Origin of the sequence: Saccharopolyspora erythraea NRRL 2338 (assembly GCF_000062885.1) — a bacterium.
Classification (GTDB): domain Bacteria; phylum Actinomycetota; class Actinomycetes; order Mycobacteriales; family Pseudonocardiaceae; genus Saccharopolyspora_D; species Saccharopolyspora_D erythraea.
The window spans coordinates 2,915,631-2,928,124 of record NC_009142.1 but is presented as its reverse complement, the minus strand read 5'-3'; the positions used below and the strand labels follow the sequence as shown (position 1 = coordinate 2,928,124).

The following is a 12,494-nucleotide window of genomic DNA, read 5'->3' as shown; positions in this document are numbered from 1 at the left end:
CTGCTCATCAGGGAGACCGTCGAGCGTCCCCGTTCCCGGCAGAGCGCCAACCTGACCCACGTTTGAGCCCGAGACGAACCACGCTGATGTCTGTGGGCTGCAGACCACCGTCAGCAGCAGCCCACAGACGCACGTACTTATCTACCGCCAGGGGTACCAACCTTCCCACTACCGGCGAAGAGACGGCGTCACAAGGGCACAGCCTCGACCAACGGCCGGTCGTTCCAGGGCTACGGTTGCTTCTGTGCCGGACACTGGAAATGAGATCACCGCAGATCTGATTGCAGAGTTGCTCCGCGAACAGCATCCCGACCTCGCCGACTTGCCGCTGACATTGGGGGCTCGTGGCTGGGACAACCAGTTGTGGCGGCTCGGCGACGACCTCGCGATCCGGCTGCCCTGGGCCACTCAGGACGCAGACGAGCTGCTCCTCAAAGAGCACGCCTTGCTGCCTGCCACAGCCCCGCGCCTCCCCTTGCCGATACCTGTTCCACAGCGTCTGGGCCGGCCTTGCGAGCGGTTCCCGCGCCCTTGGATCGTCACCACCTGGGTCGCCGGTGAACCTGCTGACCGCGCCCCTGCGACTCGCGGTGCCGAGGCAGCCGATAACTTGGCGGCTTTCCTGGCAGCGCTGCACCAGCCCGCGCCTCACGATGCGCCTGCCGGCCGGAACCGCCGAGGTGGTCCGCTGGCCGATGTCGACGAAGGCTTCGCACATCTGTTGAAGGAGACAACCGATCGTGGGTTGATCTCCGACCCGGACGCCGTGCGCGAAGTCTGGGGTGATGCGCTGGCCGCGCCGAAGTGGACAGGCCCGGCTCTGTGGCTGCACGGGGACTTGCACTCGGCGAATCTTCTGACACGAGACGGCGATTTCTGCGGCGTGGTCGACTTCGGCGACATGTGCGCCGGGGACCCGGCCTGCGACCTGGCCGCCTGCTGGATACTTCTGCCCGACGGGGTCATCGACCGTTTCCACCAGAGCTACTCGCCGGCTGCTGACGCGGCGACCCTGCGCCGCGCTCGCGGCTGGGCACTGACGAAGGCGCTCGCCTGCATGCTCATCGGCGATGCCGGCGTCCACGGCCGACCGGGAGGAAAAGCCACATGGGGACCGCCAGGAGTCGCAGCCCTGCAACGCCTCACCGCGACTCGATCCTAGTGCAGCAGCCCCGATCCACGGCTGTACCGGCGCCTGGGGTCAGCCGTCCGCAACGCCCTGACCATCGAACGAAAAGGACGCCCATGGCCGAGAAAGACGACTACCTGGCCGGAGCGCCGTGCTGGGTCGACACGCTGCAGCCCGATCCGCGCGCTGCGCTGCGGTTCTACGGCCAGTTGTTCGGCTGGAGCTTCGACGAGGCCACGCCCATGCCCACCGGGCTCGTCGAAGGCGAGTACTTCACCGCACGCCTGGGCGGGCACCGCGTGGCCGGGATCGGACAAGCACCTCCCGCGTCCCCGGCGATGTGGATGACCCACGTCCGTGTCGACGACCTCGAGCAGGCGGTCGTCCGAGCCGAAGCAGCCGGAGGCACGCACCTCCTCCGGCCGACGGACACCGGCTCCGACGGGCGCCTCGCGGTGCTCAAGGACTCCACCGGCGTCCCGTTCTGCCTGTGGCAAGCGGGCGCGCGCACCGGCGCAGAGCTGGTCGGTGAACCCGGCACCTGGGCGATGAGCTCGTTGCACAGCACCGACCCCGAGCAAGCGCAGAGCTTCTACGGCGCCGCGTTCGGCTGGGAGCTCGAGCCGGTGCCGGGCGCACCGTTTTCCAAGTGGCTGCTCGCCGGCCAAGTCGTCGCCCTCCTGACCGCGACCGACGGCCTCGCGGTTCCGCCGCACTGGAGCATCAACTTCGCCGTCCGCGACGCCGACGCGATCGCCGAGCATGCCACCTCGTTGGGCGGGAAGGTCCTGATGGCGCCGTTCGACACAACTGGCTTCCGCAATGCGGTCATCACCGACCCGCAGGGCGGGGTCATCGCCGTCAGCGCCCCCGCCTGAGCGGACCAGCCGGCGGCAGTGGGACGTCGGCCCGCTACCCCCGCGCCCGATCACGGGTGCGGTCGTCCTGATCCCGGCACCTCGTCTTCAACCGCGGCGGCGCTGTCGGGGTCGCGAGCTTGCAGGTATGCCTGGCGGGCTCGTTCGGCAGCCTCCCGCGCCTGGTCTTGCTGTCCTGTCTCGCTCAAGGCGAGGGCGAGGTTGTGCCACGTCCTGGCTTCGCCCTGTCGGTCGCCGAGTTCCTGGTAGGCCTCGAGTGCTTGCTTGCGAGCGATGATGGCCTCGGCCGACCGCCGCGTCCGACGCAAGGTGTTGCCGAGGTTTCCCCATGCCATGGCTTCGCCGCGGCGGTCGCCGAGCCCCTGGTAGATCTCGAGCGCTTGCTGGTGCACGGTGACGGCCTCGTCCCACCGTCCCAGTTTGCCCAGGGCGAGGCCGACGTTGTTCCACGTCCAGGCCTCGCCATGGCGGTCACCGAGCTCCTGGTAGCCCTCGAGCACCTGCCGGTGCGCGGCGATCGCCTCGTCCAACCTCCCCAGGTGACGCAAGGCGACGCCGAGATTGTTCCGCGCCCGGGCCTCACCATGGCGGTCGCCCACCTCCTGGTAGCCCTCGAGCGCCCGCTGGTGCGCGGCGATCGCCTCGTCCAACCTCCCCAGGTGGCGCAAGGCGATGCCGAGGTTGTTGCGCACCATGGCTTCGCGGTGACGATCGCCCGACTCCTGATACGCATTCAGGGCTTGCTGGTGCACGGTGACGGCCTCGTCGAACCTGCGCACATCGCCAAGGACAATCCCGAGGTTGGTCCGAGCAGCGGCGTCATCGTGACGATCGCCCAGCTCCTGGTAGCCCTCCAGTGCCCGCTGATGCGCGGCGATCGCCTCGTCCAACCTCCGCAGGTGACGCAAGGCGACGCCGAGGTTGCTCCACGCCCAGGCTTCGCCGCGGCGGTCGCCCAGCTCCTGGTAGCCCTCAAGCGACCGCTGATGCGCAGCGAGCGACTCGTCGAACCGCCGCAGGTGACGCAAGGCGACGCCGAGGTTGTTCCACGCCCGGGCTTCGCCGTGGCGATCGCCCTGCACGCGGTATGTGTCGAGAGCGTACTGCGTGGCGGTCAGCATGTCGGCGTGATAGCGCAGCAAATCCAGATATACGGCCAGACCTCCGGCCAGCCCGGTGGTGTGGCTGTGCCGACCGGTGGTGGCCGCGTGGGTGACGGCGGCGACGAGGGTGGCTTGTTCAGCCTCCAGCCAGGCCAACGCCTCCTCGCGGCCGCTGAACCGGCCTGAGGCCGGCTGACCGGGCAAGCCCCGCAGATACGTGTCGGCCTCGCCGATGGTGGACGTGTAGAAATCCAGCAGCCGGTCCACCGCCGCATCCGTGTCGACCCCGCCGATCTCACGTATGTGGTGGCGGACCAGGTCGTGCAGCGCCCACCGCATCCCGGGCCGCTGCTGGAGCAGATGGGCCTGGCGCAGCGTCCGCAGCCACGGCCGCACCCGCGCCGGGGCGACCTCGGCGAGTACGGCGGCGGCCTCGGTCGACAACGTCGGCCCCGGTGCCATGGCGATCAGACGCAACAGCCGGGCAGCGTCGGGACTGCTGTCGCCGAGCCGGTGCCAGGACAGCGACAGCACGGCCACGACCGAGGTGTCCCCGCGCGCCAGTGTCGGCAGCCGGGCCGCCTCGAGCTCCTCCACGAGCTCGCCCGCGGTCAAGTCCGGCTCGTCGGCCAGCACTGCGGCGGCAACGCCGACCGCCAGCGGCAGCCCGTCGCAGAGCTCCACGACCCGCTGCAACCCCGCCGGGTCACGTCCCACCCGGGGGTCGGAGGGGTCTTCGTGGCGCAGGGTTCGGGTGATCAGGTCAAGGGCGTGGCCGGTGGCCAGGACGTCGAGCTCCAGCCGCTGCATCGAGGGCAGGGTCAACGTGTCGCGGGTCGTGACCACCACCCGGTGCGGTCCCTGCCGGGGCAGCAGATCCCGGACCTGGTCGCTGGTGGAGGCATTGTCCAGCACCACCAGCACCCGCCGCTCCTTCTCCGCCCACTGGCCCAGCACGCGGTGATACACCGCAGCCTGTTCGCCTGGCGATGCCGGGACATCGCGCGCATCGAGACCCAGCGCCCGCAACAGCGGGCCGAACACCTGGCCGGGCTGGATCCGCTGCCCAGGGTCCGGGTCGTAGCCGTAGAGGTCGACCACGACCGCCCCGCCGGGAAACCAGCCCCGCTCGACCGCCTGGGCTCCCGCGCGGCGGACGAGGGTGGTCTTGCCGATCCCACCCATCCCGGACACCGCCGAGACCACCACCGGCCCCACCCCGACGTCCACGGTGTGCTCGGCAGGCGCCAGCGCGTCCAGCAGGCGCGCGAGTTCGTCGTCACGGCCGACGAACACCTCACCGGCCACCACCGACGCCGCAGGCAGTGGAGTCACCACCGCCGAGGCCGTCCTGCCGGGGCCGGTCGAGCCGAAGGTCACCGAGTCGATGCGGCCGGCCTGCACCATGTTCACGGTGCCGCTGGCGTGCACGTTCTCCGCCCGGTTCACCGCCCCAGCCTCAGCGTTGTCGCGCCCAGCCACCACGCCGGCCTGCCATCTGCAGTAGCCGGCGTGGCAGACCGGTCCTGTACCGCAACAATCGTCCCCTGCCCCGAGGCCGGACGCCGCTCGCGGCGTGGCATGCGCGGCTGGACGGCATCTTCCGGTCAGGGCAGGACCGGTCCCGCAGGCGCGGACCTAGCGTTCGCGGCTTGAACCCACTTCGACATCTTCGCCCGTGGGTGCGGCTCGCGCCGTCGTCGCGCTCGGCTTCGCGCTGTGGCTCCTGTTGGTCCCCCGAATCGCGCTCTACTAGCGACCTGTTCGGCGAGGAAGACCCGGCAGTCGGCAGCGGCGGCGTGCTCAGCGGTCGAGACGCCGCGACTGATCGGCGGCATCGCGCTCGGCATTCTCGGCATCGCCGGGCTCGTAGTCGCCGGTCGGCTACCGTCCCGGGATCTCAGAGAACCGGTCTAGTCGGCAGAGCTCTCCCGAGGTGTTCGCCGACCCGGCCACCTCGAACCGCGGGCACCAAGCCCGAAGCGGCGGCGCTTGTCCACGTCAGCTCCGGCACGCCGCGGCCCCACGACTCCTGGCATGAGGACGCCAGGATCGGACCCATCACCGCAGGGGCCAACGGGGTGACCCGCAGATCGTGCTGGTGTCGTTCATCTGCGGTCTCTGGTTGCTGCTGTTGATGACCGAACCTACGCAGCCCCACCTGAACCGGTTCGAAACGATCACCCACCACGAGCGAACTAGCTCAAACATCCAGAACTGACGGGACTATCCGCCTATCCGCGTCAGCCAGTGGCTTCGGAGCGTCAGTGCTCGTTCGAGGGCGGCAACGGTCACCGCGACGGGCAGAGCGACTTTTGCCCACTGGGGGAGGCCGTTGAATTCTGTCGCCAAGTAACTGCTACAGCAACTTGTTAGCATTTACGTCCGCATCGGCTGCGCTACTCGGAGGGTGGAACGTGTCGGACGAAGAGGCTCGGGGTCTCGCAGAGTATGTGGTCCGGCGGGCGCGGCCTGCCGATCTCGAGGGCGCTCGCGCGCTGATGCTCGACACGTTCTACCTGGTCATGGGGCACGGATATGTGCCCGAATGGCACGCCGACGTGATCAACATGACCGACACCTACTTCCGGACGCCGGGGCAGGCGCTGTTCGTGGCGGCGCTCGGAGACGAGGTCGTGGGAACGGCCGCGCTGCGGGCCGGTGGCCCGAAGAGCCCACCCAACCCGCAATGGCTCGCCGAACGCTACGACCGCCCGTCGACCGCGCAGCTGTGCCGCACCTACGTCCGCGCCGCCCACCGCCGCCGCGGCCTTGCCCGCGCCCTGGTCGACCTGGCCTGCGGGTTCGTCGCCGATTCCGGCACGTACGACACGCTCTACCTGCACACCGACCCCGCGATCGAAGGCGCCGAGCCCTTCTGGCGCAGCCTCGCCAAGGAGATCCACGACGAGCGCGGAACCGGCACCGACAACGCCATCATCCACTTCGAGATCCCTCTCCCGCCCCCGGGCGACCACGCCCGGAACTGAGGCCCCTTCCGCACGCACTCGTCTCGGCCCCGGACAACGCCGGAAGCGCGCATAACGGACGCAACGACCGATCAAAATGTGGAAATGATTATCATGTGAACATGGAGCGTGGACAGGCGTGCGTGGCGACCGGGGCGGAGCATGATCGTCCGGTGCTGGAGGTCGAGGGGTTGACCGTCGAGCTCGGTGGTCGCCGAGTCGTCGACGGAGTCGATTTCCGCCTGGGCCGCGGTGAACGACGAGGCGTGATCGGCGAGTCGGGGTCGGGAAAGTCGCTGACCGGGCTCGCGCTGCTTGGCCTGCTGCCGACCGGGGCCCGGGCCGGTGGCAGCGTCCGGTTCGACGGCGAGGAACTGCTCGGTCTGCCCGAGTCACGGCGCGCGCAGTTCCGGGGCGCCTCCATCGCGATGGTCTTCCAAGACGCGCTGTCCGCGCTGAACCCCCTGGTGCGGGTCGGGCGGCAGGTGGCAGAACCCCTGCGCCGGCACCGCGGCCTGGCGCGGTCCGAGGCGCATGCCGCCGCGATCGAGATGCTGGCGCGTGTCGGGTTCAGCGACCCGGAGCGGGCGGTGCGGTGCTGTCCGCCCCAGCTTTCCGGAGGCCAACGCCAGCGCGTGGCACTCGCGATGGCGCTGGCCTGCCGACCGGCGGTGCTGGTGGCCGACGAACCGACGACCGCGCTCGACGTCACGGTGCAGGCGGACATCCTGGCACTGCTCACCGACATCGCCGACGGCGACGATGCTCCGGCGTTGCTGTTCATCTCCCACGATCTGGCGGTGGTCGCCCAGCTCTGCTCGAGCGCGATGGTCATGCACAACGGCACGATCGTCGAGCACGCCCCCATGACCGACCTGATCCGCGCACCGCAACATCCGCAGACCGTCGAGCTCGTCGAAAGCGCGCTGTCGCTGGAGGCACCCCCACGACATCACGAGCGAAAGGCGGTGTCGTGAGGATGCTGCTTGCGAGGGGACTTCGTCGTAGCTATCGGACGTCGTCGTCGGGATGGCTCGGGTCCGCGCCCCGCGTGCACGCCCTCAACGGGGTGGACGTGGAACTCCACGCAGGCGAGCGGGTCGGCATCGTCGGGGAATCCGGGTGCGGCAAGTCGACGTTGTTGCGCATGCTGCTCGCGCTCGAAGCCCCGGACGAGGGCACCGTGTCCTACCGGGACCAACCCGTGCAGCCGGGTGGTGCGCGGTCGTTGCGGTGGTTTCGCTCCGAGGTGCAGTTCGTCCCGCAGGACCCGTGGTCGTCGCTGAATCCCCGGATGCGGATCGGTGACGCCATCGCAGAGCCCCTCCGGTACCTGCGCGTGCCAGTCGACCGGGAACAGAGGGTCGCCGACGTCCTGCGCCTGGTCGGGCTGGAGCCGGAGATGGCCGGCCGACGTCCCGCCGCGTTCTCGGGCGGACAACGGCAACGGATCGCGATCGCCCGCGCTTTGGCCCCGTCGCCGCGCTTCCTGCTCGCCGACGAGCCGGTCACCGCGCTGGACGCATCGGTTCGCTCGCGCGTGCTGGGCCGCTTGCGGGATCTCGTCGAACCCGAGGGCCTCGGCCTGCTCCTGGTCACCCACGACCTCGCCGTCGTGCGCCGGCTCTGCGATCGAGTCATGGTCATGCGCGCAGGCGAGATCGTCGAGCACGGCAGCACCGACGACGTCTTCGGCTCCCCCACACACGACTACACCCGGACACTGCTCGACTCCGTCCCGCGCCTGAGCTCCTGCCTCTCCGAAGGAGTTGTCGAGTGACCGCCGGAACCCGGCGGAATCCCGTCGTGCGCCGCTGGTCTCTGTTGGCTCAGTTCGCACAGTTGCCCGGCATCGCCCGACTGCTGCTGCTGACCCAGCTCGCCTTCAACGTGGGCTTCTACCTGGTGGTCCCGTTCCTGGCAGTGCACCTTTCCAAGGACCTCGCGATGGCGGGCTGGGCCATCGGCGTCGTGCTCGGGGTGCGCACGTTCAGCCAGCAAGGGCTGTTCGTGCTCGGTGGCGCCCTGACCGACCGCTTCGGGATCAGGCCGACCGTGCTGACGGGATGCGTCCTGCGCATCGTGGGGTTCGTGGTGCTGGCCGCGGCCGAGGATCTCGGCACCGTCCTGACCGGAACCGTTCTCATCGGATTCGCCGCAGCGCTGTTCTCCCCAGCGGTGGAATCCGCGCTGGCAGCGCAAGGCGCGGCGCTGGAGGACCGCGGGATCATCACCCGCACCGAGCTGTTCGGACTGTTCGCCGTGTGCGGTGAAATCGGCGCGGTGACCGGACCGCTGCTCGGCACCGCTCTCCTCGGCGTCGACTTCGGGCTGACCTGTTCGGCGGCCGCAGCGGTCTTCGCGCTCATCCTGGCCGCGCACGCACGATGGCTGCCCCGTGGCGCCCGGGACGAACGGCGCCCGTTGCAGGCGGGCTGGTCGGACATCGCGCGCAACCGCACGTTCCTGCTCTTCGCCGCCGCCTACAGCGCCTACCTGTTGAGCTACAACCAGCTCTACCTGGCACTTCCGGTCGAACTCGAACGCGTCGGGGCGGAATCCGCGCTGGGGTGGATGTTCGCGCTCGCCGCGGTCATGGTCGTGACCGGCCAGATCCCCCTCGCGCGATGGGCCCGCACGCGACTGGGAGCGACCCGGGCACTACCGCTGGGTTTCGGCCTGCTGAGCCTCGCCTTCGCCGTCGTCGCGGCGTGGGCACCGTGGACACCCCCGCCCGGGCCGTTCGGCCTCGCACCCGCCGTGGCGTTCGTGGTGCTGCTGACCCTCGGCCAGATGCTGGCCGTTCCGGTGGCCCAGGACCTCGTGCCGCGACTGGCGCGCGAAGACAACCTCGGCTCCTACTACGGCTTCCTGTCATCAGCCGGCGGACTCGCGGTCCTGGTCGGCAGCGGCGCCGCGGGCGGACTGCTCGACCTCGCCGCACAACCGGCGGCAGCGGCCGCGGTGCCGTGGCTGTTCCTGGCCGCCCTGCCCGCCGTGGGAGGTCTCACCCTCCTCGTGCTCGCCCGGCACTACCCGAATGAAAACCGTTCTCATTAGAGTCCTACGGAACATCCGTCCACGTCCAAGGAGATCCGCACCCATGCCCGTGCGCCCGAACAGAGCCGCCCTCGCCGCGAGCCTGCTGGCAGGCGCCCTCCTCCTCTCCGGCTGCTTCGCCGGCAGCCCCGGCACGGGCACGGCCGACCGGCTGAGCGTGGGGATGGCGTTCCAGCCCGCCGCCGAGATGTCCCCCTACAGCGATGACGCAGTGCTGCTCAGCAAGCTCGGCGTCACCGAAACCCTCACCGCCCTGGACCCCGACGGCACACCCCGCCCCGCGTTGGCGGAGAGCTGGGAGCAGATCGACCCCGACACCCTGCGGATGACGCTGCGCCCCGGGGTGGTCTTCCACGACGGCACACCGCTGACCGCCGAGCACGCCGGCGCCGCGCTCAACCACGCCGCCGCGGCAACCACCCCACCGCGCGCGCTCAAGGGCGTCGAACTGTCCGCCGCAGCAACCGGCGAGCGCACCCTGGACGTGTCCACCACCAAGCCCGACCCGATCCTCGCGCAACGGCTCACCGCACCAGGACTGGCCATCCTCGCACCGTCGGCCTACCGCGAAGATCCGACCGCACCGGCCCCCGTTCGCGCCGCCACCGGCCCGTACGTGCTCGACAGCGTCCAAGGGGCCACGAGCGCGACGCTGAGTGCGAACCGGGAGTACTGGGGCGGTGCGCCGAAGGCCTCCGGGGTCGACGCCCGCTTCATCGCCGACGGCGCGAGCCGGGCCAAGGCGCTGCGCGCAGGTGAGGTCGACATCATCGACACCGTGCCGGTCTCCCAACTGCCCACGATCACCGGCCACCAGGTGCTCGACTTCCCGCTGCCGCGGTTGGTCAGCGCCCACCTCAACACGAGGAAGGGGACGCTGGCCGATCCGGCGCTGCGGGCGGCGGCTCGAGACGCCGTTCACCCGGCCCAGATCACCGCGGGCGTCTACGCCGGCCAAGCCGATGCCGCCAAGGGCCTGTTCGGGCCCGCCAGCACGTGGGCGGCGGAACCTCCTGCTCAGCAGCACGGAACCGCTCCCGCAACACCGCAGGGGCAGCCGCTCCGGATCGCCACCTACGACGAACGACCGGAACTCCCCGAGATCGCCTCGGTAGTCGCCGAGAACCTGCGCTCCGCGGGATTCACGGTCGAGAACGTGGTCGTCCAGGAATACTCCACCCTGGAGTCCGAAATGCTTCGAGGTGACTACGACGTGGTCATCGGCACCCGCTCGTACGCGGTCGACACCGGCGACCCGGTCGGCTACCTCAGCACCGACTGGACCTGCGGGGGCAGCTACAACCTCTCGATGCTGTGCGATCCCGCCCTCGACGCCGCCGTCGCCGAAGCCGGCGCTGCCGATGCGGAGCAGCGCAAGCAGGCGGCGGTGCGGATCGCCTCACAGGTGCTCGCCCACGACGCGGTCATCCCCCTCGCCCACGAGCGCACTCGCATCGGAGTCGCACCCGGTGTTCAGGGCGTCGCCCAGGACAGCTTCGACCGTCGACTGATCACCGCGGAAACGGCTCCGGGCGCATGAGGCCGCTGACGACCTCACCGACGGCTGTGCCCGCACTCCGGGGCCTGCTCGTCGTCGTGGGCGCGTTCACCGGACTCGCGTTCGTCGTCGGCGCCCTGCCCTGGCTCGGCGGCGATGACCCGGCCCAAACCGTCCTGCGCGCCCGCTCCGCCGAACAGGAACTCGACCCGGCCGTGCTGGAGGCCATTCGACGGGACGTCGGCATGCCCGATGACCCGATCAGCGGCACGCTGAGCTGGCTGGCAGGTGCGGTGCGCGGTGACTTCGGTCAGTCCTGGGTCACCGGCGCGCCGGTGTCCACATCGATCGGGCAAGCACTGGGCATTTCGATCACCCTGGCACTGGCCGCCAGCGCGGTCTGCCTCGTGTGCGCGCTGCTCGTGCTCGCCCCGAGCCTGTGGCGGGCAACCCGGACAGCGCAGTCCGTCGGAAACGGCGCGATCGCGGTCGGCTCACTGCTGGCAGCACTGCCGGAGTTCCTGCTCGCCGCCGCCCTCCTCACGGTGTTGGCGGTTCACTTGGGACTCGCGCCGACGTCCGGGTGGGCAGGACCGCAAAACATGCCGCTTCCTGCCCTCGCTCTGGGAATTCCCGCCGCAGGAGTGCTCACCCGGATGCTGGCCACCGCGATCGACAACGTCCTGTCCGAGCCGTGGGTGCACACCTGGAGAGCGACCGGGTTCCGGCGAACCGCCGTGCTGACCGCCGTCGTGCACCGCGCCGTGGCCGTCGCGCTGCCGCAACTGGTGCTGCTGTTCGTCGGCCTGCTCGGATCCGGGATCGTGATCGAGACCGTCTTCGCGATCCCGGGACTGGGAGCCATCGCCCTGCACGCCGTGCTCGCCCAGGACCTGCCAGTGGTACAGGCGTGTGTGGCCGTCCTGGCACTGTTAGGCCTCGTGCTCGGTGCGATGGGAATCCTCGCGCACCGGTGGATGCTGGGCGCTGCCCTGCACAGCGCGGGCCTGGCACCGGCCGCACCGAGGTCGGCAGGAACCCCGCGGTGGGCGTTCGCCGTGGCCGCGGTACTGGGCACCGCCATCGTCGCCGGGATGCCGCGCGATCCGAACGCGATCACCCTCACCGAGCGCCTCCACGCTCCCACCGCCGCGCACCCCTTCGGCACCGACGCCCTCGGCCGAGACCTGCTGGCCCGGTTCGGGCACGGCGCGCTCCCGAGCATCGGAGCTTCGTTGACCGTCAGCGCAGCCGCACTCGTGATCGGCCTCGTCGCGGGCACTACGCGAACCCGCCCCCGCGCCGGGATCGCCGACGTGCTCAACGCGGTGCCCCCTGTGCTGGCCGGAGTCGTCGTGGCAGCGGTGGCCGGTCCCGGCATGCTCAGCGCCGCCGTCGCCGTGTGTGCGGTGGCCTGGATCCCGCTGGCGGTGCACAGCCGCACCCTCGCCACCGAGGTCCGCGCCTCCGGCTTCGTGCAAGCGGCAGTGACCAGTGGAGCCGGGCACGCGCAGATCCTGCTGCGACATGTGCTGCCATCGGTACTGCCCTCGGTCGCCCGGCACGCCCTCGTCCGACTCCCCCACAACGCGCTCGCGCTGGCCGGACTCGGCTTTCTCGGGCTGGCCGCCCCGCACGACTCCCCCGAGTGGGGAACGATGCTGTCCCAGTCCCTCGACTACGCCGAGACCGCACCGTGGACCGTCGCCGCCCCCGCGACCGGGCTCGCACTGCTCGGGCTGATCGCCGGCCTGTCCCGCACCGGACGCGACTGACGAACCCTCCTGTGCGCCGTCCCTGAACTGCGAAAAGCCCTAGCCGACCGACAAGAGGGAGTGGCGATAGTCTGCAGGCCCT

At 70.4% G+C, this 12,494-nt stretch carries 10 protein-coding genes; 9 read left to right on the top strand and 1 reads right to left on the bottom strand.

The features are described from left to right. Positions 1 to 244: 244 nt before the first annotated feature. Positions 245 to 1,162 (top strand): aminoglycoside phosphotransferase family protein, encoded by a 918-nt coding sequence (locus tag SACE_RS13015; RefSeq protein WP_029621723.1) that lies wholly within the window; start codon positions 245 to 247, stop codon positions 1,160 to 1,162. Between the two features lie 83 nt (positions 1,163 to 1,245). Then, entirely contained in the window at positions 1,246 to 2,007 is a 762-nt protein-coding gene (locus tag SACE_RS13010) for a VOC family protein (protein ID WP_009947658.1), read from the top strand. A 50-nt stretch (positions 2,008 to 2,057) separates the two neighbouring features. Here the strand turns inward: SACE_RS13010 and SACE_RS13005 are convergent, their stop codons facing one another. Beyond that, positions 2,058 to 4,295, bottom strand: coding sequence for a tetratricopeptide repeat protein (locus SACE_RS13005; protein WP_162131617.1), 2,238 nt, complete (start codon positions 4,293 to 4,295; stop codon positions 2,058 to 2,060). Between SACE_RS13005 and SACE_RS38160 the strand changes: the two genes are divergently transcribed. The 7 genes from SACE_RS38160 (at position 4,279) to SACE_RS12975 (ending at position 12,412) form a co-directional block, all read left to right on the top strand. Further along, entirely contained in the window at positions 4,279 to 4,617 is a 339-nt protein-coding gene (locus tag SACE_RS38160; protein ID WP_162131616.1) for a hypothetical protein, read from the top strand. The two genes, SACE_RS13005 and SACE_RS38160, sit on opposite strands and share 17 nt — an antisense overlap. 994 nt (positions 4,618 to 5,611) lie before the next feature. Continuing rightward, positions 5,612 to 6,100, top strand: coding sequence for a GNAT family N-acetyltransferase (locus SACE_RS13000; RefSeq protein WP_011873785.1), 489 nt, complete (start codon positions 5,612 to 5,614; stop codon positions 6,098 to 6,100). A 101-nt stretch (positions 6,101 to 6,201) separates the two neighbouring features. Beyond that, on the top strand, positions 6,202 to 7,056 hold the full coding sequence (locus SACE_RS12995) for an ABC transporter ATP-binding protein (RefSeq protein ID WP_044547879.1): 855 nt from the start codon (positions 6,202 to 6,204) through the stop codon (positions 7,054 to 7,056). 74 nt (positions 7,057 to 7,130) lie between these two features. After that, entirely contained in the window at positions 7,131 to 7,859 is a 729-nt protein-coding gene (locus SACE_RS12990; RefSeq protein WP_009947665.1) for an ABC transporter ATP-binding protein, read from the top strand. Then, positions 7,856 to 9,139, top strand: coding sequence for an MDR family MFS transporter (locus SACE_RS12985; RefSeq protein WP_009947667.1), 1,284 nt, complete (start codon positions 7,856 to 7,858; stop codon positions 9,137 to 9,139). The genes SACE_RS12990 and SACE_RS12985 overlap by 4 nt, the downstream gene beginning before the upstream one ends. A 43-nt stretch (positions 9,140 to 9,182) precedes the next feature. Next, positions 9,183 to 10,679, top strand: a complete 1,497-nt coding sequence (locus SACE_RS12980) for an ABC transporter substrate-binding protein (RefSeq protein ID WP_009947668.1) — start codon at positions 9,183 to 9,185, stop codon at positions 10,677 to 10,679. A gap of 26 nt (positions 10,680 to 10,705) precedes the next feature. Then, on the top strand, positions 10,706 to 12,412 hold the full coding sequence (locus SACE_RS12975; RefSeq protein WP_009947669.1) for an ABC transporter permease subunit: 1,707 nt from the start codon (positions 10,706 to 10,708) through the stop codon (positions 12,410 to 12,412). Positions 12,413 to 12,494: the final 82 nt, after the last annotated feature.